The organism is Verrucomicrobiia bacterium (genome assembly GCA_026414565.1).
Classification (GTDB): Bacteria; Verrucomicrobiota; Verrucomicrobiia; order Limisphaerales; family Fontisphaeraceae; genus Fontisphaera.
The window spans coordinates 35,142-56,983 of sequence record JAOAIT010000049.1; the positions used below are offsets into that span (position 1 = coordinate 35,142).

Genomic DNA, 21,842 nt, shown 5'->3' on the forward strand with positions numbered 1-21,842 from the left:
TTCCCGTGACCTTGCCGCAGGCGGGCGGTTTGCCCGTTCATGATGATGACCTGGGGCCTCCGGTCAATTGGACTAGCTAGTTAATCCGGCTTGGGCCGCTTTGTCAATGGGCAAAAAGACAAAAAAAGGCTGTTTTCTGCAAAGGTAAGGACGGGAGAAACCCAACATCGGGCGGGGGCACAGTCAAACCGCCGCGGGAGTGGGGCCCGGCCAATTTAACTTGAGCGGCTGAGCCGGGGCCTTTAAGTTCAGGAGGTATGACCCTCAGGCAACAGTGGGCCGGCCTGCTCCGCAAGGCGGGGTGGCTTTGTTTGCTCTGGTGCTTGCTGCCCGGCAGCCGCGCGGCAACGGCGTCCGAGGGGATCTTCCTGCTGGGGCAGCCTGATGGCTCAGGATTGGAGTTCGGCCTGTCTGAACAGCAATGGCCGGCCTATGCGCGCACTTACCCCCAGCCCATTGTCTTCACGGTGGGCCGGAGCAAGCTGGCCGACTGGCCCTACATTCATCCCTCCCATCATGACCGGTGGGCCGGAAGCAAAGCCCATACCTTTACCCTGGTTTTTTCCCTGCCGGAGAAACCGGCCGAGCCGATGTATTTCATCCTCGGCCTGGCCGATGCCCATACCCCTTCGGAGGTGACCATCGGGCTGAACCACACGGAAATTGCCCGCCGCCGCGCCCCGGGCGGGCGGGGCGTGGCAAGCGATCCCCACCAGGCAGGGCAGGTTTCCGCCATGGTGTTTCCCGTGCCGCCGCACCTGTTGCAGGCGGGGGAAAACTGGCTGACCATCACCCTGAGCGATGGCAGTTGGGTGGTCTATGACTATGTCTATCTGGGGCCGCGAAAAACGCCCCTCCCGCTCAAAGGCATGGAGCCACCTGACCCGGCCACCTTCCTGGCGGGGCCTATGGCCGGCGTGGAAGAGGTGGTCTTTGCGGTGCGCAAGGTGGGGGACGACGGCCATTGGTACGCCAACATCAGTTACTACGCGGATTGCGAACTGGAGTTCAAGCACGGCAATCCCTTCACGCACAACGGCAAGCGGGTGGCCTACCGGCTGGGGGGCAAACTCGGCGTGCTGAATCTGCGCACCGGCAGCGTGCGCTGGCTGATTGACGATCCCCGCGGCGGCGTGCGCGACCCCGTGGTGCATTATGACGGCAGGACCATCCTCTTCGCCTACCGCAAGGGGGACGACGAGCATTACCACCTGTACACCATCCAGGCGGATGGCACGGGGTTGCGGCAGTTGACCCATGGGGACTATGACGATTTCGAGCCGTGCTGGCTGCCCGATGGCGGCATCCTCTTTGTGAGCACCCGCGCCCGGCGGTGGGTGAACTGCTGGCTGACCCAGGTGGCCACGCTGCACCGCTGTGATGCCAACGGCCAGCACCTCCGCATGATCTCCGCCAACAACGAGCATGACAATACGCCGTGGGTGCTGCCCGATGGCCGGATTCTCTACCAGCGCTGGGAATATGTGGACCGCTCCCAGGTGGACTATCATCACCTGTGGACGGCCAATCCGGATGGCACGGCGCAAATGGTGTTCTATGGCAATCAGCGCCCGGGCATTGTCATGATTGACGCCAAACCAATTCCCCACAGCTCCAAGGTGGTGGCCATTTTCTCGCCGGGCCACGGCCAGCGTGAACATGCCGGCGCGGTGGCGGTCATTGACCCAGCGGGCGGCCCGGACGATGCCAAAATGGCGCGGACGATCAGCCGGGGACGCCAGGACTATCGCGATCCGTGGGCTTTTTCCGAGCAGGCGTTCATGGTGGCCGAGGGGCCGGAAATCCAGTTGATGAACTCCCAGGGCGCCACCACGCCGTTGTACCGGCTGCCGGAAAGTGATGTGCGCGAGGGATACTGGCTGCACGAACCGCGGCCGCTGGTGCCGCGCCAGCGGGAGAAAGTCATTGCCCCGCTGGCCCAACCGGGCCAGACCACCGGGCGCGTGGTGCTGGCCAACATCTATGAGGGCCGCAACATGCAGGGCGTCAAGCCGGGAGAAATCAAAAAACTCCTCGTGCTGGAAACGCTGCCCAAGCCCATCAATTTTACCGGCGGCATGGACCCCCTCACCTACGGCGGTTCCTTCACCCTCGAGCGTATTCTGGGGACGGTACCCGTGGAGCCGGACGGCTCCGCCTATTTTGAACTGCCCGCCCTGCGCGGCCTCTTCTTTGTCGCGCTCGACGAAAACGATCTGGCGGTCAAGCGCATGCAGAGTTTCCTGACCGTGCAGCCCGGGGAGCTGGTGAGCTGCGTCGGTTGTCACGAGCAGCGCACCAAAAGCTACCTTCCGCCCGGGCCGTTGCTGGCGGTGCGGCGTCCCCCCAGCCGGATTGAGCCGGTGGCCGGCGCGCCGGAGGTGTTTGATTTTCCGCGCGATATTCAGCCCATTCTCAACCGCTTGTGCGTGGATTGTCATGATTACACCGCCACCCCGCGCGGCGGCCCGCGCGCCGGCGGCATCATCCTCACCGGCGATCACGGGCCGATATTCTCCCATGCCTATTTTACGCTGACGGTGAAGCAGCTTTTCCGGGACGGCCGCAACGAGGCCCGCAGCAATTACCGCCCGCGGCAACTCGGCTCCAGCGCCAGCCGGTTGTTGCAGATGTTGGATGGCACGCATTACGGCGTTCAGGCCACCCCCCGGGACAAACAATGGTTGCGGCTGTGGATCGAGTCCGGCGCGGTGTATCCGGGAACCTACGCCGCGCTGGGGGCCGGCTCCATTGGCGGCTATCAGGAAAATGAGCAGATTCATCTGGATACCCAATGGCCCACCACCCAGGCGGGGGCCGAGGTGCTCCAGCGCCGGTGCGGCGAGTGCCATACGGGGCAGCGCACCCTGCCGCGCTCGCTGTCGGATGAGCTGGGCATTTCCTTTTGGCGGTTTGACCTCAAGGACCCCCGGTTGCAGTTCAGCCGGCATATTCTTTTCAACCTGAGCCGGCCCGAGAAATCGCTGCTGGCCCTGGCGCCGCTGGCGCGGGAGGCCGGCGGGCTGGGCATCTGCACTAATCAAGCGGGGCGCGTGGTGTTCCCCGAAACGGCGGATCCGGACTGGCAGAAACTGGTGGCCATGGCCCAGGGGGGCAAGGATTACCTGGCCAAGATCAAACGCTTCGACATGCCGGGCTATGTCCCGCGGCACGGCTGGGTGCGTGAGATGAAAAGGTACGGGATTTTGCCGGTGGATTTGGATCCGGCCGTCACGCAAATCAATTTCTACGAGGTGGAACAACGTTACTGGCAGTCTTTCGGCCCCCGGCCTTAGCGCCCCCGCCGGCGCTGCCTGTGGTTTGAGCGATTGCCCGGCGGCATTGAACTTGTTAGCGTGGCGCCTCCATGAAGGCCAAATCAGCAACGGTCATGGTTTTCTGCAAAGTCCGGCTCTTGATGGTGCTGGGCCTTGCCGTGATTGCCGCGCAGCCAGCCAGGACGGCCGAAGGGCCCAGGCCGCTGCCACAGGCCCATGCCCACAATGATTATGAGCATGAACGGCCTTTGCTCGACGCCCTGGCGCACGGATTTTGCAGCGTGGAGGCGGACATCTGGCTGGTGGACGGACAGCTCCTGGTGGCGCACAACCGGCGCGATGTCAAGCCGGAGCGCACTCTTCAGAAACTGTATTTGGACCCCTTGCGGGAGCGCGTGCGCGAAAACGGCGGGCGGGTGTATCCGCAGGGGCCGACGGTAACGTTGATGATTGACGTGAAATCCGAGGCGGAGGCTACCTATGCCGAATTGCGCAAAGTGCTGGAAGGTTACACGAATATGTTGACGCGCTTCACGCCCACCAGCACGGTGCCCGGGGCGGTGATGGTGGTGTTGTCGGGCAACCGGGCAGCCCGCATGGTGGCGGCAGAGGCGCAGCGGTATGTGGCCCTGGATGGGCGGTTGGGGGATTTGGAGGGCAATGCCTCCCCGCATCTCATGCCGTTGATCAGTGATAATTGGACCCTGCATTTCCGCTGGCGGGGAGCAGGCGAAATGCCCCCCGAAGAGCGGCAGAAGTTGCAACGCCTGGTGCGGCAGGCGCACGACCAGGGCCGGCGCATCCGGTTCTGGGCCACGCCGGAGCGGCCGGAGGTGTGGCGGGAATTGCGCGCCGCAGGAGTGGATCTGCTCAATACCGACAAGCTGGCCGAGTTGCGGGATTTTCTCAACCCGTAGGACGACCTCCTCCCCTGAGGCCCGCGGGCCGGCGGGACGCTTTCCCGCTGGCCAAGGGCCGGGGTGCGGGTACATTGTGAAACTATGCGCAAGCTCAGTTGGTTTTTTGGTGTGGCCGGGCTGCTCCTGGCGCCGCTGTTGGGGGCTGGGGCGCCCGCCGAGACCACGCAGCGAAGCTTCTATCTCATCATCACTGGCGGGGAGTTGTTGGAAGGGGCGCTGGCCGACGCGCACACGCCATTTATCACCCGGACGCTCTTGCCGCTGGGCATGAAATGCGTGGGGGTGAGCATCGTGGATGATCTGGATGAGGATCTGATGGCGGCAGTGGGGCACGCCACCAACAAGGCCCATCTGGTCATTGTCACCGGCGGGCTGGGGCCGACGGACAATGACATTACCCGTCAGACGTTGTCGCGCTGCACTGGCATTGCCTTGAAGGAAAACCCCGACTTGCTGCGCGACATGGCGCGGCGATTTGGCACGCCCGAGGGCGAGCTGCGGCCCAACCTGCGGCGGCAAACCGAAGTGCCGGTGCGCGGGGGCTATTTGAAAAACAGTGTCGGGACGGCGGCGGGGCTGATTTTTGATCTGGCGGAGGGACACATTGTTGCCCTGCCAGGGCCGCCGCGTGAATTGCAGACCATGGTGCGCGAGCAGTTGGTGCCTTTTTTGATGCAGCACTATGGCATCCGGGCGCGGGCGAGCAGCCTCATGGTGCGTTTCCTGGGGGTGGGGCAATCGCAAATTGACCACACCATGAAGCAAAAAATCAAATTGCCGCCGGGGTTGATCGTGGGAAGCACCTTTGACGGCAGCCGCGTGGATTTCACCTTTACCTTGCCGGAGGATTCCGCGGCGGCGCGGGAGGCCCTGGAGGGTCTGAAGGAGCAGTTGAAAAAGGTTTTGGGTGACAACATCTATGCCTTTGGCCCGGAGACCCTGGAGGAGGTGATCTGCCGGCAGTTGAAGGAGCGGGGCTGGCGGCTGGCGGTGGTGGAAATGGGCAGCGGCGGCAGTGTGATGGCCGCTTTGGGGCGCGCACCAGGCGCTGGCGAGGCGCTGGCGCAGGGTTGGACCGCCATGGAAGAGGCGGCTCTGTGGCGCGGCCTGAATATGCCTGCCGCGCAATGGCAGGCTGCCACTGCCGGGCCGGAGCGTCTCAAACTGGCGGCGGAGACGGCCGCCAAGCTGGCGGGGACGGAGTGCGTGCTGGTGGTGGGCCCGGCGCAGCCGGCGGGCAGCGGCTCCGCCACCTTGACGGCCGGGTTGAAAGCGCCGGGCGGGCGCTGGGTGGAACAGAACTTTGTGTTCCGCACGGGCGCCGAAAACCAGCCGGCGCTGGTGACCCAAATCATGGGCTTTTTGTGGAAAAAACTGCCCTGAAGCAGGCCGGCCAACTGCGGATCAGGCGGGTTTCAATTTGGGGCCTTTGGGGGTGTCTTCCACCACCCAGCCCCGGTTTTTCATTTCCTGGCGCAGGGCATCGGCCCGGGCGAAGTCCCGGGCTTTGCGGGCGGCCTGCCGGGCCTCGGCGAGTTCCATGATTTCCTGCGGGATTTGAATTTCAGCGGCGGCGCTCACGCCCAGCACCTGGTCCACCTTCTCCCACGCCGCCAGGGCGGCGGCGGCGCGGGCGGGCGTCATTTGCCGGGCTGCCAGGAGGCGGTTGCATTCGCGCACCCACTCAAACACCGCGCCCCAGGCGGCGGCGATGTTGAGATCGTCATCCATCGCCTGCGTAAAAGCCTGCATCAGTCCTTCCTCCGGCGCCTCCTGGGCTGCGGCCGCCTGCTCGCGCAATTTGCCCAGGCATTCATCCAATCGCCCCAAAGCGGTGCGCGCCCCGGCCAGGCCGTCGAGGGTGAAATTGAAGGTCTCGCGGTAGTGGGCGGTGAGCAGGAGGTAGCGGATTTCGCGCCCGTCAAAACCTTTTTGCAGCAGATCGCGCAGGGTGAAGAAGTTGCCAAGCGATTTGCTCATCTTGCGGCCTTCCACCAGCAGATGCGCGCCGTGGAGCCAGTATTGGACAAAGCGCCGGCCGGGCGGTTGCAGGGCGGCCCCCTCGCTTTGAGCGATTTCGTCCTCGTGATGCGGGAAGATCAAGTCCTCGCCGCCGAGGTGCAGATCAAAGGAGGGACCCAGCCATTTCATGCTCATGGCGCTGCATTCGATGTGCCAGCCGGGACGGCCCTCGCCCCAGGGGCTGGGCCAGAAGACGTCGCCGTCCTCCGGAACGCGGGCTTTCCACAGGGCAAAATCAGCCACGGACTCTTTGGCGTACTCATCATGGCTCACCCGCTCCCCGGGGCGGAGCTGCTCGAGGTCCAGTTTGACCAGTTGGCCATAGCAGCAGCCGCAGCCACGGTATTTTTCGATGCTGAAATAGATGGAGCCGTCGGACGCCCGATAGGCAATGCCGCGCTCCATCAACCTCTCGATGAGCGCCAGCATTTCCGGGATGTGATCCGTGGCATGGGGGGTGTGGTGGGGGCGGCGGCAGCGGAGGGTTTCAAAGTCGCGGAAGAATTCCTCCTCGTAGCGGCGGGTGTACTCTTTGAGGCTGAGGCCGGTCTCGCGCACCCGGCGGATGATTTTATCCTCCACATCCGTGATGTTCATGACATGGGTGACCTCGTACCCGCGAAATTCGAGGTAACGGCGGACCAGATCCGCAAAGACAAAGGTGCGGAAATTGCCAATGTGGGCCAGGTCATAGACGGTCGGCCCGCAGCAATAAAGGCCCACGCGCCGGCCGGCCGGATCCAGCGGCTTAAAATCCTCGACGCGGCGCGTGAGGGTGTTAAACAAACGTAATCCCATGGAGCGTCCTCAAACGCCGGCGAGCTTAGCCCTCCCTTTGCGGGCAGGCCAAGCGGAAAGTGCAGGAGGGGCCGCCGCGCCGGCTCAAGGAGGCGGAGCACTGGCGCGGAGGGGATGGGGATAGAGGCCCATGGCGCTCACCGGCAGGGGACGCCACACCAGGCGGTCGTAGAGGACGGCCCGATCGGGCAGCCGAAAATCCCCCCGGGCCAGATTGGCAAAACCAGGATCCCGGGCGCTGATGTAGTTGTCCAGCAGCTCCGTCACCGCCGGGCTGCGCAGCAGGAATTGGCGGCACTGGATGACGGCATTGCGCCAGATGTAATTGCGGTCGGCATGGCTTTCCAGGTCGGCCACGCCGGGGTAGCGGGTGGCGTAGGGAGGCGACAGCAAATCCACCTCCGCCGAGGTTTTACGCCGGATTTCCGGGCGGTCGAGAAATTCTTTCCATTGCCGCGCGCCCCAGGCGGAGAAACTCACCGCCGCCTGGCAGTCCACAAACAGGTTGTGGTCCACGATATTGTCCTTGCCGCCGTGGATTTGCACGCCGCCAAACAGCCCCTCGGCGCACCGGTAGAAAATATTGCCGTAAATCAGCACCCCGCAGATGGCGTCATCCAGCCGGATGCCGGCCTGGCCCACCTCGCGCGGGTTGCCGATGTGGTGCCAGAAATTGTAGCGGTACACCACGCCGCGGTAGGTGGGATTGCCCCACATGTCGGCGCCGCCCTGATCGTCAGATTCGCGCACCACATTGAAGACCTCGTTGAACTCAATCAGGTGATCATTGCCCTCGATGCGCATGGCGCTGCTGGGGCAGGTGTGCAGGCGGTTGTGCCGGAGGCGGATGCCCACCCCTTCGGCCAGAATGGCCGGCGTGTACGTGGGCTTGAAGCGCGACATTTCATAAATGTGGCAATTTTCCACCAGATGGCCCGCCGATTGCAGGGTGCGCCGGTCGCCGCCGCGGACGATGGTGCCATTGCGGCCCAGCGTGAAAATGTCGCAGCCAAAAAGCGTGCATTGGGTGCCGCCCTGGATGATGACCCCGTTTTCCCCAAAACGGGCCACGCTACAGCCCAGCAGGCTGACATTGGTGCAGCCGCTGAGGATGACGCCGTCGCCGCGTCCCTCCTCGAATTGCAGTCCCACCAGGGCGACTTCCGCCACATTGGTCAGGGTGACCATGGGGCCGTCCAAAAGCGGGAAGGTCACCCGCGCGCCGGCCAGTTTGCCGGGAGGCAGCAAATAAAGCCGGCCGATGGTGCGGTCCAGGTACCATTCGCCCGGCAGATCAATTTCGGCGAAGAGGTTGAGGGCGTAGTAGGGCTGGCCTTCGTGATAGCCGTAACTGGCGGCGGGTGGGGCCAGCGTGATGCTCCGGTTGGTCAGATCCAGCGCGGCGACGCGCTGGTAATCCTCGGCCCAGTCCCAGAACCAGTAGCCATGCAGCCAGATCTCCGGCTCCTGTTGCCAGCGCGCCGGGCGGTCAAAATCAAAAGTGAAACGTCCCTCCCGATTGCCGCGGCGGGCATGGATGCTCATGGCGGTGTTGGTGCCCCCGAGCAACTTGCCCACCTGCACCCAGTTGGTGTTGGGCCAGCGGGCCAGCGTCAGGCGCGTGCCGTTGAAATACAGATCCGCGCGGCGGCCGGAGGCGGTCACGGCGCCCCAGTTGGTCAGGCCCAGCGCGCGCAAATCGCATTGCAGCACCTGCTCGCGGGAAGCCGCCGGCAGAAGGGCTTTCAAGGCCGGATCCGTTACCGGCGTAAAGCCGCTCAAGGCCTGGCTGCCGACAAACCGCGGCTTTTGGTTGGGAGCAGCCCGGTACACAATGGGCCGGCCCGGCTGGCCGGAGTCCCGGGCCTCCAGCCGAAACGGCTCCCGCAGGGCATATTCGCCGCCCTGAACGAGAATGGTCACTCCGCCCGCGGGCAGTTGGCCCTGGCTTTTAAGCTGGCGCACCGCCTCGCGAGCGCGGGCAAGCGAGGCAAAGGGTTTGGCCGCCGTGCCCGGATTTGCATCGCTGCCCTGGGGGGCCACATAGAAAACCGCGCCGGGTTGGGGCAGCTCGGCTGGCGGGGTGCGCGTGGCTTCCGCATCCCAGGCGGGCAGGCCGCGCTGCAGACGGCTGATCTCGGTCATGGCCTGCCGGGCTTCCGCCACCCAATGCGCCGGCACATCAGGAAGGGTTTCGAGTTTGCGATATTCCTCCAGCGCCCGGGCATATTGTTTCTCGCGCTCGAAGGATTGCGCCAGGCGCATTTGCGCCAGGCCTTTGAACAGGGCGGGGGCCTCCGCCTCGCCCAGCAGCCGCTGGCACTCCGCCCGGACGGCGGTATGATTGCGGGCCTCAAAATGCGTATGGATTAAGGCCATCCGCGCCTCCCAGCGTTCACGCGGCGAAGCTGCAGGCGCCTGAGCCAGTGCGGTGTAATGCTCAAGGGCAGCCGGCCACTGGCCGGCCTCGCGGCTGGCCTGGGCCAAAGCCCGCCGGGCCATCAGCCGCTCGCGTTCGCTCAAGTCGGGCAGGCGGTAAATGCGCTCCGCCACGGCGGCGCCAAAGTCCGGCGCGCCGGCTTCCATAAAAATGCGGCGCAAGGATTCCAGGGCGGTGGCGGAAAGTGGTGGCGGCGCCTGTTGCGTGAGTTGGAGCAGCAGATGCGCGGCCGCGGCGGGCTGGTTTTGCAGGCGCAACACCTCGGCCCGGCGCAGGCCGGCCAATCCTTGCAGAGGCGCCGGGGTGGCAGGTAACCGGCTCAAGGCAAGCTCGGCCGCCGCGTATTCCTTGCGCGCGAGGGCGAGACGGGCGGCTTCCAAAGTTGACGCCGCATTGCCGGGCAGGGGATGGGACCACCACGCCAGCGCGAGCACTTCGGCGGCGGACAGGGCGCGGCGGTAAATCGTGCATTCGTCCACCTCCAAAACCAGGGAGCCGATGCCGGCGTTAAAGTAACCCAGCCGGAAGGCGTTGCCGGCGGCGGGGGTGTAGGCCCCGTCATAAGGCGTGGCGGCGACGCAATCGCCATGCAGATACAGGCGCATTTCCCGGCCGTCCCACGTGGCCGCCAGATGCACCCAGACACCATCCGGCCAGAGGCCGCCGGATAAACTCCGGGCGCTGGAAGGCTGGGGCCGGCCGATTTCAAAGCTCGCGTTTTTTTGCGGGTAGGAGGAATAAACCCGCCAACCCGACCAGTAACCATCGCCGGTGCCTACAACTCCACCGTTGGGCGATTGGTTGTTGCCGCGATGAGCGCCGGGACCGTTTTTGCGAAACCAGCCCGCCACGGTGAAAGCGCGATTGGTCGGGTTGAATGCCGGCCCCACCAGGGCGCCGGCATCCAGGCGCACGGCGGTTTTGCCCGGCCAGCGGCCCTCAACGATTTGCAGGGTGTTGGCAGTCTGGCCGGCGGCGGGCGCGGCTTGAAAACGCAGGGGCGCGCCCCCGCGCGCCTCCGGGATTTGCAGCGATTGCGGGGTGAGGTTGTCAAACAGGTAGCATCGCTCCACGTCGGGTTGACTGGCCAGGCCGTTGGCAAATTTCCGCCAGGCGGCGAGGCTGGACGAGTCACCCGCGCCCAAGGCAGTCAATGCCGACATGGCCATGCCCGCCGCGAGGTTGATCAAGACCAGGGTGCGCATACGGGGCCAAGCATGGCAATTCCCTGCAGGATTGACGATAAAAACCTGATGTCCCAGCGGCGCGGGCAAAGATGGGGCCGCCACACCGGCCGCCTAGGATGGTGGAGGGGGTGATTTGAGCAGGAAGGCCAACCGCTGGTTGGCGGCCTCGGCCAGGGTGCTGAGCAGGTTGCGTTTTTCCAGATGCAGCTCGTCTTGATCGTCGCGGCGCCGCAAATAAAACTCCAGTTTCATCCCCGTGTCGGTGAACTCGTGGGTTTCCACCGGCAGGCTGTGGAGGCTATCCACGCCGGGGGCCAGCCAGAGATGCTCGCCGCCCTGGTGATGGCCGTTGCCGGGCCAGGAGATTTTGAAGCCCGGCTTCTGATACTCCACACAGACGGATTGCAGGATTTGGGGGATTTGCTCGATTTCCGTGGCCAGGGCCAGCTTGCAGCGGGCGGCTTCGGCCACGTGATACAGGAGTTTGAAATGGAGCCGCTCCGGAGTTCTCCCCAGTTGGGTCAAGGCCTTCCAATAGCCCAGCGCGCGCAGGCCGGCAAAGAGCACCACAAAGAGCGCCGCAAACCCAAACGCCATGCCGGCGCTGTTTTCCATGACCGTGACCAGGGCCACCAGCCCGCAAAGCAGGCAGAAACCATAAATAATAATCGAGGCCTGCCGGTGATTCAGGCCACGGGCCAGCAGGCGGTGGTGAATGTGGCCGGCATCGCCACTGAACATGGACTTGCCGCGCACCGCCCGGCGCACCATGGCCAGGAGGGTGTCAATGATGGGAAAGCCGAGCACCAACACCGGAATGAGCAGCGAGGCGGCCAGCGTGCCTTTTTGCGAGGTGACCAGCGCGCTGACAGCCAGGGTCATGCCCAAAAACAGGCTGCCGGTGTCCCCCAAGAAAATGCGGGCGGGATTAAAATTGTAGGGCAGGAATCCCAGACAGGCGCCTGCCAGTGCCGTCATGATGACCGCGCCCACGGTGTTGTCATTGTAGATGGAAATGGCCGCGATGGTGGCGGCGGCGAAGAAAGACACCCCGCAGGCCAGGCCGTCAATACCGTCCACCAGGTTGATGGCATTGGTGATGCCAATGAGCCACAGGAGGGTGAGCAGGGGACCGGCCCACCCCAAAGAAACGCTGCCCAGGGAGGGGATGGTGATGGACTGGAAACCCACGCCCGACACCACGAGCGCCACCGCCACGGGCAGTTGCGCCATGAGTTTTTTGCGGGCATTGAGTCCTCTCAAATCGTCATAAATCCCCAACAGCAGCATTGCCACACCGCTCAACAAGATTTGGAGCACCGCCGCCTCCTGCGCCCGCAGCAAATTGGCCACGCGGTTGTCATACATCCACAGGGCGGCAATGGGCAGCCACATGGCCAGCGCCACGGCCAGCCCGCCCAGCAGGGGAATGGGGCGATGGTGGATTTTTCTGGTGCCGGGATGATCCAGGATTCCGGCGCGTGAAGCCAGCCAGCGGACTATCGGGGTGAGCAACAAACCCAGGCCGCAGGCCAGAGCCAACAGCCCCAGATATGTCTTATAATTTCCCATGCGCCTACGCGTTGCTGCCCAACCCGCCCTTTGTTACCGCCAGGAGCAGACCCGCGTCAATCAGGATGTCGGAAACTTTGCGGCTCAGCTTAACAGGATTTGACCGCTCCACTGCCCTATGACACTATAAGCACAACTGGTGCAAGAGGAAATAATTATGAAAAAAAATACTGCAAACACAAAGGCCACGCCCAAGGGCGCTCTGGCGGACAGTCTCAATCAAGTGCTGGCCGATTCCTACGCCTTGATGGCGCTCACCCATGCCGCCCATTGGAATGTGGAAGGGCCCGGTTTTTTTGCCCTGCACACCGCCTTTCAAACCCAATACGAGGAGCTGTTCACGGCGATTGATGAGATTGCCGAGCGGATTCGCGCCCTGGGCGCCTATGCCATGAGCGGGCTGACCGCCTTTGCCAGAGCCGCCGGCATGAAGGAGTTTTCCGCGCCGCTCAGTCAGGAGGAATATGTCCGCCGGCTGTTGGAGGCCAACCGGAAACTCATCGCGGATGCGGAAAAAGCGCGCGATCTGGCCGGGGAGGCCAATGACATGGAAAGCCAGGACTTGATGATCCAGCGGATCACCCTCCATCAAAAAACGGTCTGGATGCTGGAAAGTTTCCTCAAGTCCTAAGGTCTGGAGGGTTGGGAGCGGCTGGAAAATTGTGGGCGCCAGCGGTACAGCCGCAACGAATTGCCGATCACAATCAGATCGCTCAGCCCCATGGTGGCAGCGCAAAGCACCGGGCTTAAGAAACCCAGGGCCGCCAGGGGAATGGCTGCGGCATTGTAAAAAAATGCCCAGAAAAGATTTTGCTTGATGGTGCGCAGCGTTTTTTGAGCGAGGGCCAGGGCCAGCGGCACGGCGGCCAGATCGGATTGCAGGAGCAGGAGGTCGGCCGCCTCGCGGGCAACGTCACTGGCGCGGCTTACCGCGATGCCCAAATCGGCTTGTTTGAGGGCGGGGGCGTCATTGATGCCATCCCCCACAAAAGCCACTTTCTCCCCTTGCGCCTGTAATTGACGCAGCACCCCGGCCTTCTGCTCGGGCCGCACGCCGGCAAAGACCAGGGCTTCCGGGATGCCGGCCGCCTGGGCGATGGCGCGGGCGGTGTGGGGATGGTCGCCGGTAATCATCCCCACTTTTTTGCCCTGTTGTTGAAGCTGGGCCACAATATCCGCGGCCCCGGGCTTCAACGTGTCCTGCAGGGCAAAGGCCGCAAGTAATTGGCGATCCAGACTCAGGCCAACCACGGTGGCCGCCTGCCTGCTCCAGTGACTTTCAAAAGCGGCAGCGGGGGATAAGTCCACCTCTTGCTCCTGGAGCCAGGCCAAAGAACCCAGGCGCAACACTTGCGAGCTGGGAGGCCAGAGGGCTTGCACACCTTGGCCGCGCAGCTCCTGCCACTGGTCCAGCGGAAACTGTGCCTGCGGAGACAGCCGGGCAATGGTTTGGCTCAGGGGATGACTGGAAGAGCGGGCAAGCGCGGCCGCCATTTCGGCCACCGGTGGCAGGGGGGACTGGCCGCCTCCCAAATCCAAGACCCCGGCACAGGTCACCTGGCCGCGGGTGAGGGTGCCGGTTTTGTCGAAGATGACCATGGAGATGCGCCCGGATTTTTCCAGGGCCTGGCCGTCCCGGATGAGAATGCCTTTGGTGGCGGCAACGTTGGCTGCGGCCATGATGGCGGTGGGGGTGGCCAGTCCCATGGCGCAGGGACAGGCCACAATGAGCACCGCCACCGCTTGAATGATGGCGGCCGCCAGCGCCGTCGCAGGGACTAGGGCGGGCCAGAGATGGCGGGCCATCTGCCGGCTGAACTCACTGGCCGATTCATAATTCAATCCCCACCACAAGCCGGTGAGCACGGCCACCAGCACCACCCCGGGGACGAACACACTGCTGACGCGATCGCCGAGGCGTTGAATGTTGGCGCGGCTGCTTTGGGCGCGCTCGACGGCGGCAATGATGTGAGCCAGGGCGGTTTGTTCACCCGTGGCCTGAACGCGCACGAGCAGGCGGCCCGACTGATTCAGCGTGCCGGCATAGACGCTGTCTCCGCGCTGCTTGTTCACCGGCAGCGGCTCCCCGGTGAGCATGGATTCGTCCACCGTGCTCTCCCCGAAGGAAACCTGGCCATCGGCCGGCACCCGGTCACCCGGGCGCAGGACGACGGTATCCCCGGGGCGCAACTGGCTGACCGGCACTTCCACCTCGGCGAGCTGGCGCTGGACGCGAGCGGTGGGGGGCGCCAACTGGAGCAGGCCTTGCAAGGCCGACGCGGCTTTGGCCGAGGTGCGAGCTTCCAGCCAGTGTCCCACACTGATGAGCGTGATGATGGCGGAGGCCTCCAAAAAATAGAGATGGCCGGGATAAGCGGTCACCAGGCCCCACACACTGAAGCCATAAGCGGCCGAGGACCCCAGGGCCACCAGCAAATCCATATTGGCCTGCCCCACCCGCAACTGTCGCCAGGCCGCCCGATAAAAACGGGCGCCGCAGCCGAATTGAACAAGGCTGGCCAGTACCAGTGCCAGCCATTGAAACCAGCGCTCCATGCCCCAGTGGGTGAGCCACTCGCCGCCCAGCAAAACGAGGGTGACCGTGCCCCCAAGCCAGACATTGGCCCCCCAGCCAGCCCAAAAACCAGCAGCCTCGCCCGCCGGCGACCCGGAGGGAGATGTACCCGCTTCGGCTTGGCCCAAAGCCGAGGCCGCTTGAATGCCATAACCAGCCTGGCGCACGGCCAGGATGACGGCCTGCGGGTTGGGCGCAGCCCCCGGCTGCCAACGGACGGTGAGCCTGCCCCCGGCTATTTGGGGAGCAGCGGAGGCCACCCCGGGGACACTTTGGGCCGCCTGTTGCACTTTTCGGGCGCAATTCTGGCAGGTCATGCCTTCCACCAAAAACGCTGTGGCGGAAGAGGTCCCAACGCCATTAACCGAGGTTGCCGACATAAAATTGTCGAAATATACGCGCCCGACGTGTTAAATTGGGCAGGTAACAATATGCACAAAGCGGTCCATGTTGCAATCGGCGGCTGGCGGCCCGGCTGGATATTGGCAGTGTACAGCTTGGCAGTCATGATATCGTGCGCAGCCGACAAGGAGGTGGCCAAAGGTATTTTCCAGGTGGGCGTTATTGACCCGGTGGGGCTGCGGGAATGCTCGGGGGTGGCGCCAGTGCGGGGACGCACCAATCTGTTCTGGATGCACAGCGACGGCCATCGCCCTGTCTTGTACCTGGTGGGACGGGATGGACGGGATGGACGCCAATATGTGATTGAGAATGTGGCAGTGGTGGATTGGGAAGACATTGCCAGTGATCATCAAGGCCATCTCTATTTGGGAGACATTGGTAACAATGAAGCCCAGCGGAATGAACTGGCGGTGCACCAAATCCCCGAGCCCGATTTGTCCCGGCCGGAGCATCCCCTGCAGGTGACCAGAACCTGGCGTTTGCGATTTCCCGCCGCGCCGTTTGATTGCGAAAGCCTCTTTATTTATGACGGTTACGGGTACGTCATCTCCAAGGTGTTTGACGATGCGCCGGCGGAGTTGTACCGGTTTCCGCTGAAAGCCGTGGGTCAACCCCTGGTGCTCGAAAAGGTGGGGGCTTTGGCTATTACTTCCCCGGTGACCGGCGCGGACATTTCCCCGGATGGACGCTGGCTGGGAGTGGCGGCCAAAAACGGCGTTTATGTCTTCGAGGTTGCAGGCCGCCCGGCGGCAAGCGTGGGGCAGACGCCATTGATGGCTCGGTTCAAGGACCGGCACATTGAGGGCATTTGTTACACCGCCGAGGGATGGATTGTCACGGCGGAGACCCGCAACATTTTTCTGTTCACCGACCGTGCCTTTGCCCGGCCCAAGAGCGGGAAGAAACCCTGAAGGTGCGTTTCAGTCCGGCCTGTCAGGGATGAAGATTTCTGGGAGGCGAGGTGTTTTTTTCCTGCTGCAAATGGGATCAAACACAGAAACCACTGGTGGGCGGTGATGTTACATTTATGTTTCCTTTTCGACGTTGCAATGTAACATTCATCACGTAAACCAACCTTCGTGTTTATGCCAAGTCATTATGAAGAGACCCTGCAACGGGACATGGAACGTATCCGAAGCAAGGTCATGCAAATGGCCGGTCTGGTGGGGCAAGCCTTGACGGATGGGCTCAAGGCCTTGCAGGAAAACAACCGGCAACTGGCTTATCTGGTCATTTTGCGGGATCAAACGGTGGATGATTTGGAGCGGGAGGTGGACCGGCTCTGCCTGGAGTTTCTGGTGCGGCAACAACCGGCGGCGGGGCACTTGCGCTTTGCCTACGTCACCATCAAAATCAATCAGGAGCTGGAGCGCATCGGGGATTACGCCGAAAGCATTGCCCGGCAGATGCTTAAACTGGCCCCGCTGAAGCTGGATTTTCTGGCCCCGCGGCTGACGGAAATCGCGCAGTTGGCCATTCCCATGGTGCACGATGCCGTCCGGGCCTTTTTGGATCAAAATGTGGAGCTGGCCCGCAGAACCATCGAGGCGGAGGCCAGCGTCAATGCGTTGCGCGATCAACTGATTCAGGAAATCAACCGCTGGCTGGCCGACAAACGCATCCCCTTGGAGGCCCTGCATCCCCTTTCCACCATTGTCCGGCGTTACGAGCGGGTCTCCGACCAGAGCAAAAACATCTGCGAAGAAGTCATCTACATGGTCACCGGCGAATATGCCAAACACAAGACCAGCGACGTTTTCCGGGTGTTGTTTGTGGACGAGGACAATGCCTGCCTGAGCCGGATGGCCGAGGGGGTGGGAACGGCCCTGAAGTTGGACAAGTTTTTATTTTCCAGCGCCGGGTTGAACCCGCAGCCGATTTCAGAGGCCACAGCCCGTTTTCTGGCCGAAAAAAATCTGCCGGTGGTCCGCCAGACACCGGTTTCCCTGGCGCACGTGCCCAACCTCGAGTTTTACCAGGTGGTGGTGTTGTTCACGCCGGAGGCGCGAGCGGCGCTGGCGCGGTTGCCGGCCAAGGTGGTAGTCTTTGAGTGGCTGCTGGACAATCCCGCCAAGGTGAAGGGAAACGAGGCAGAGGTGCGGGCTGCTTACGAGGCGGCCTACCAGTATGTGGAAGTGCATGTGCGGGATTTGGTGCAGGCCATTTTGGGACATGAGATTCCTTCCGAGACAACGGTAAAATCAGCTTAAACCTTGGGAAACAATCATCTAGGCTTATGAAATCCTATACTCTAACAACGACGGCGCTCGGTTCCTTTTTATGCGCTGGCCTGCTGGCCTTCACCGGCTTGAGCTGCAAACGGGCGGATTCCAGCGGCAGCGGGGGGCGGGTCACCATCCAAAACCGCGGCTCCGATACCATGGTCAATCTGGCCCAGGCCTGGGCGGAGGCGTATAAAAAAGTCCACCCCGAAGTGAAGGTGGAGGTGGGCGGCGGCGGCTCGGGCGTGGGCATTGCGGCGCTCATCAAGGGCACGGTGGACATTGCCAACTCCAGCCGGGACATCAAACCCTCGGAAGTGGAGCAGATGAAGAAAAACACAGGCAAGGAACCGAAGGAATTCACGGTGGGATATGACGCCCTGGCCATTTTTGTGCACAAGAGCAATCCCTTGGAAAACATCACTACCGAGCAGTTGGCCCAGATTTACATGGAAGGCGGCAAGATCACCAAGTGGTCCCAACTGGGGGTCACCATCCCCGGCGGCGGCGATGACATCGTGCGTGTCAGCCGCCAGTCCAGCTCGGGAACGTATGAGTTCTTCCGCGAGCATGTGCTCAACAACAAGGACTTCAAGCTGGGCTCACGGGACATGAACGGCTCGAAGGAGGTGGTGGAGCTGGTGGGCAACACGCCGACGGCCATTGGTTACAGCGGCATGGGCTATGCCACGGACAAGGTCAAGATGCTTAAGGTGGATGGCGTGGCGCCGACGGTGGAAACCACGCTGAATCGGACCTATCCGATTGCCCGCGCACTGCATTTGTACACGCAGGGTGAGCCGACGGGGGCGATCAAAGATTATCTGGACTGGATCCTGAGCGAGCCGGGGCAAATGCTCGTCCAGAAGACGGGCTACGTGCCTCTGCCCAAGGAAAAATGGGTTAAGAAACCCTGACGGCCGGTCCGACGTAGCCTCTATCGCGCACCCACTCCATGGAAGCAACAGCCCTCCAGAAGGCTCAACGGCGTCCTGCACGTCCGGCCTGGGCCATCTATGGTGAAAAAGGCCTGGAATGGATCATCCGCGTGGCGGGGGTCAGCGCGATCATCTTCGTGCTGGCCATCTTCTTCTTCGTGTTTCGGGAGGCCGCGCCCATTCTGGTGAGCAAGGACTTCAGCCTGTCGCAATTCCTCTTCAGCACGGAGTGGTACCCCACCTCGGCGGTCAATGTGCGCTACGGGACGCTGGCGCTGACGGTGGGCACCTTCAGCGTGACGATTCTGGCCATGCTCATTGCCGTGCCGTTTGGGCTGGGCGGGGCCATTTTTGTCAGTGAGTTTTGCGGCCCCAAGACCAAGGAGGCATTGAAGATTATCATCGAGCTGCTGGCGGCCATCCCCAGCGTGGTGTGGGGATTCATCGGGCTGACGGTGATGAGCAAGATCATCATGAAACTCACCGGCGCACCGGTGGGCGTGAACATGCTCAACGGCGCCATCATCCTGGCGCTGATGAGTGTGCCCATCATTGTTTCGATCGGCGAGGACGCGCTCAAGGCGGTGCCGGACAGTTACCGGGAAGCCGGGCTGGCCTTGGGGGCCACACAGTGGCAATTGGTGTACCGGGTGTTGATTCCCGCGGCCAAGAACGGCCTGCTGGCGGCGGTGCTGCTCGGCGTGGGCCGGGCCGTGGGTGAGACAATGGCGGTGCTCATGGCCACGGGCCATGCCGTGCACATTCCCCACAGCATTCTGGATTCGGTGCGCACGCTGACTGCCAACATTGCCGCCGAACTGGGCGAGGCCCCGGCCGGTTCGCCGCACTACCGGGTGCTGTTTTTGACCGGGGTGCTGTTGTTCAGCATCACCTTCGTGGTCAACCTGGCCGCGGACCTCGTGGTGCGCGGCATTCGCAAGAAAGGTTGAGGAGCATGACCGAGCCGTCTGCCAATCCGACCCCGCCCCCCGGCCCCGCTGCGGAAGTGCCGGGGGTTTCGTCGAGCCAGCTTTTCACCGAGACGCCGCTGGTGCGCGAGAAACTCAAGAAGCAAAAAATTGCCAAATGGGTTTTTGGCGCAATGTCCCTGGCCATGGTGGTGCCGCTGTTGTTGATCATTGGTTATTTGATTGAGCGGGCCTGGCCCTCCCTGAGTCTGGAGTTTCTGCTCGACATCCCGCGTGAAGGCATGAAGGAGGGCGGCATCTGGCCGGCGCTGGTGGGGACGATTTATCTGGTGGTCATCTCGCTGGCGGTGTCAGCGCCCATTGGCATCATGGCGGCCATTTACCTGAACGAGTACGCCAAAGACAACTGGTTCAACCGGATTATCAACCTGGCCGTCATCAACCTGGCGGGCGTGCCCAGCATTGTCCACGCGCTCTTCGGGCTGGGAGCGTTTGTATATGCGGCCCAAATGGGGTTGTCCATCATGGCGGCCTCGTTGACGCTGGCCATCATGACGCTGCCGGTGATCATCGCCAGCACCCGCGAGGCGCTGGCCTCGGTGCCCATGGCTTTCCGGGAGGCCTGCTGGAATGTGGGGGCCACGCGCTGGCAGACCATCAAGAGCATCGTGCTGCCCAACTCGATCAGCGGCATCCTGACCGGCGTGATTCTGCAGGTCAGCCGGGCGGCGGGGGAGACGGCGCCCATCATGTTCACCGGGGTGGCGTTTTACAAGGCGGTGGAGCGCGGCAGCCTGTTCCCCTACTACCTCAACGAGCAATGCATGGCCCTTTCCATGCATCTGTACACGCTGTCCACCCAGGTGCCGGATGTGAAGGAGTCCATGCAGTTTGCCACCGCGGTGGTGTTGTTGAGCGCGGTGCTGATGGTCAATGCCACGGCCATTGCCTTGCGCGTGTATCTGCGTTCGCGGAAAAAGTGGTAACCCCGATTGGCTTGTGAGCGAGTCTCGAAACAAACGCGTCGAAGTGCAGGACCTCCGGTTGTCCTACGGCAAGAAGGAGGTCATCCATGGCATTACCTTCGACATCTACGAGCGGGAGATCTTGGGCATCATCGGCCCCGCCCAATCCGGCAAGACCTCCCTGTTGCGCTGTCTGAACCGGACGATTGATTTTGTGGCCAATGCCCACGTGAGCGGCACGGTGAAGGTGGACGGCGAGGATGTGCGCAAGGTGAAGGACATTTACGCGCTCCGCCGCAAGATTGGCATGGTGGCGCCCTTGCCGGTGGGGCTGCCGCTGAGCATCTACGACAACGTGGCGTTTGCGCCCCGCTGCGCCGGCCTCACCAACAAGGCCGAGCTGGATGCGATGGTGGAGAAGTGCCTGCGGCAGGCGGCCTTGTGGGACGAGGTGAAGGACCGCCTGGACAGCCTGGGCACCAAGCTTTCCGGCGGGCAGCAGCAGCGCCTGACCATTGCCCGCGCCCTGTCCCATCAGCCGGAAATTCTGTGTCTGGACGAGTTTTCCATTGCGATTGACCCGGTAACCACCATGCGCATCGAGGATGTGCTCAAGGAGCTGCGCAAGGAGATCACGATCATCCTGGTCACCAACCTGACCCAGCAGGCCCGGCGGCTGGCCGATCGCACCATGTTCCTCTGGAATGGCGAGATCATCGAGCTGGACCGCAACGAGGTCATCTTCTCGGACCGCCCGGCCAATCGCAAAACGTACGATTACATCAACGGAGTTTTTGGATGAGCGCCGCCGTCACCAGTCCCTACAGCATTACCACGCGCAATCTGAACTTGTGGTACGCCAAGTTCCAGGCGCTGATCAATGTCAATGTGGACATCAAGCACGGCATCATCACCTCGCTGATCGGCCCGTCGGGCTGCGGCAAGACGACCTTGTTGCGATGCTTCAACCGGGTGAATGAACGCTATGGCTATGTGACCACCACGGGGGAGATCAAAATCCTGGGCAAAAACATTTATGACCCGGACGTTTCCCTGGTGGAGCTGCGCAAGTCGGTGGGCATGGTGTTTCAGCGGCCCAATCCGCTGCCCATCAGCGTCTATGAAAACGTGGTGTTTGGCCTGCGCATCCACCTGCCCAAGGAGCAGTTGACCCGCTCGATGATGGATGAGGCGGTGGAAAAGGCCCTGACCGAGGTGGGGTTGTGGCATGATCTCAAAGACCGCCTGGATCACAAGGCCACCAGCCTGCAACTGGAGCAGCAGCAGAAGTTGTGCATCGCCCGCCTGCTCCCGCTCAAACCGGAAATCATCCTCATGGACGAGCCGTGCAGCGCCCTGGACGTGGAGGGCACGCGGGCCATCGAGGAGCTGATGTTCACCCTGCGCGGGCGCTACACCATTGTCATCGTGACCCACAACATGATGCAGGCGCGGCGCGCCAGCGATGAGTGCATCTTCATGCTCATGGGCGAGCTGGTGGAGCACGGGCGGACCGAGCAGGTGTTCCTCAATCCGAAAAATCCCAAGACGGCCGAATACATCGAGGGCCGTTACGGTTGAGCGGCGCGGCGTT

15 protein-coding genes are annotated in these 21,842 nt (G+C 62.8%); 11 read left to right on the forward strand and 4 right to left on the reverse strand.

All coding sequences use genetic code 11. The annotated features are described in order from the left end of the window. Positions 1-257 precede the first annotated feature (257 nt). The 3 genes from N3J91_11310 (at position 258) to N3J91_11320 (ending at position 5,581) form a co-directional block, all read left to right on the forward strand. Positions 258-3,296 carry a polysaccharide lyase family protein gene (locus N3J91_11310; protein MCX8157015.1) on the forward strand — a complete coding sequence of 1,013 codons (3,039 nt, stop codon included), beginning with the start codon at positions 258-260 and terminating at the stop codon, positions 3,294-3,296. 71 nt (positions 3,297-3,367) lie between these two features. Beyond that, on the forward strand, positions 3,368-4,195 hold the full coding sequence (locus N3J91_11315) for a phosphatidylinositol-specific phospholipase C/glycerophosphodiester phosphodiesterase family protein (GenBank protein ID MCX8157016.1): 828 nt from the start codon (positions 3,368-3,370) through the stop codon (positions 4,193-4,195). An 84-nt stretch (positions 4,196-4,279) separates the two neighbouring features. Continuing rightward, entirely contained in the window at positions 4,280-5,581 is a 1,302-nt protein-coding gene (locus tag N3J91_11320; GenBank protein MCX8157017.1) for a molybdopterin-binding protein, read from the forward strand. Between the two features lie 21 nt (positions 5,582-5,602). On the opposite strand, the gene cysS is transcribed toward N3J91_11320, so the two are convergent. The 3 genes from cysS to N3J91_11335 form a co-directional block, all read right to left on the reverse strand. Then, a complete protein-coding gene (gene cysS / locus N3J91_11325; GenBank protein MCX8157018.1) occupies positions 5,603-7,018 on the reverse strand; it encodes a cysteine--tRNA ligase in 1,416 nt (471 codons plus the stop codon). Between the two features lie 84 nt (positions 7,019-7,102). Further along, positions 7,103-10,663 carry a right-handed parallel beta-helix repeat-containing protein gene (locus tag N3J91_11330; protein MCX8157019.1) on the reverse strand — a complete coding sequence of 1,187 codons (3,561 nt, stop codon included), beginning with the start codon at positions 10,661-10,663 and terminating at the stop codon, positions 7,103-7,105. Between the two features lie 93 nt (positions 10,664-10,756). After that, positions 10,757-12,217, reverse strand: a complete 1,461-nt coding sequence (locus N3J91_11335) for an undecaprenyl/decaprenyl-phosphate alpha-N-acetylglucosaminyl 1-phosphate transferase (GenBank protein ID MCX8157020.1) — start codon at positions 12,215-12,217, stop codon at positions 10,757-10,759. Between the two features lie 157 nt (positions 12,218-12,374). Between N3J91_11335 and N3J91_11340 the strand changes: the two genes are divergently transcribed. After that, positions 12,375-12,848, forward strand: coding sequence for a DNA starvation/stationary phase protection protein (locus N3J91_11340; GenBank protein ID MCX8157021.1), 474 nt, complete (start codon positions 12,375-12,377; stop codon positions 12,846-12,848). Here the strand turns inward: N3J91_11340 and N3J91_11345 are convergent. Then, positions 12,845-15,172 carry a cation-translocating P-type ATPase gene (locus tag N3J91_11345; GenBank protein MCX8157022.1) on the reverse strand — a complete coding sequence of 776 codons (2,328 nt, stop codon included), beginning with the start codon at positions 15,170-15,172 and terminating at the stop codon, positions 12,845-12,847. The genes N3J91_11340 and N3J91_11345 overlap by 4 nt on opposite strands. A 126-nt stretch (positions 15,173-15,298) precedes the next feature. Here N3J91_11345 and N3J91_11350 point away from each other — a divergent pair, with 126 nt between their 5' ends. From N3J91_11350 to N3J91_11380, 7 genes are all read left to right on the forward strand, one after another. Further along, positions 15,299-16,105: a hypothetical protein gene (locus N3J91_11350; GenBank protein MCX8157023.1), complete on the forward strand. Its 807-nt coding sequence runs from the start codon at positions 15,299-15,301 to the stop codon at positions 16,103-16,105. A gap of 210 nt (positions 16,106-16,315) precedes the next feature. Beyond that, positions 16,316-17,404, forward strand: a complete 1,089-nt coding sequence (gene phoU, locus N3J91_11355; protein MCX8157024.1) for a phosphate signaling complex protein PhoU — start codon at positions 16,316-16,318, stop codon at positions 17,402-17,404. Positions 17,405-17,430: 26 nt separating this feature from the next. Then, positions 17,431-18,333, forward strand: coding sequence for a phosphate ABC transporter substrate-binding protein (locus N3J91_11360; GenBank protein ID MCX8157025.1), 903 nt, complete (start codon positions 17,431-17,433; stop codon positions 18,331-18,333). A gap of 38 nt (positions 18,334-18,371) precedes the next feature. Beyond that, complete coding sequence (gene pstC / locus N3J91_11365) at positions 18,372-19,304, forward strand: phosphate ABC transporter permease subunit PstC (GenBank protein ID MCX8157026.1); 933 nt, start codon at positions 18,372-18,374, stop codon at positions 19,302-19,304. A 5-nt stretch (positions 19,305-19,309) separates the two neighbouring features. Then, complete coding sequence (gene pstA, locus N3J91_11370) at positions 19,310-20,269, forward strand: phosphate ABC transporter permease PstA (GenBank protein MCX8157027.1); 960 nt, start codon at positions 19,310-19,312, stop codon at positions 20,267-20,269. A 13-nt stretch (positions 20,270-20,282) separates the two neighbouring features. Beyond that, on the forward strand, positions 20,283-21,050 hold the full coding sequence (locus tag N3J91_11375) for a phosphate ABC transporter ATP-binding protein (GenBank protein ID MCX8157028.1): 768 nt from the start codon (positions 20,283-20,285) through the stop codon (positions 21,048-21,050). After that, positions 21,047-21,829 carry a phosphate ABC transporter ATP-binding protein gene (locus tag N3J91_11380; GenBank protein MCX8157029.1) on the forward strand — a complete coding sequence of 261 codons (783 nt, stop codon included), beginning with the start codon at positions 21,047-21,049 and terminating at the stop codon, positions 21,827-21,829. Before N3J91_11375 ends, N3J91_11380 begins: the two co-directional genes overlap by 4 nt. Positions 21,830-21,842 lie beyond the last annotated feature (13 nt).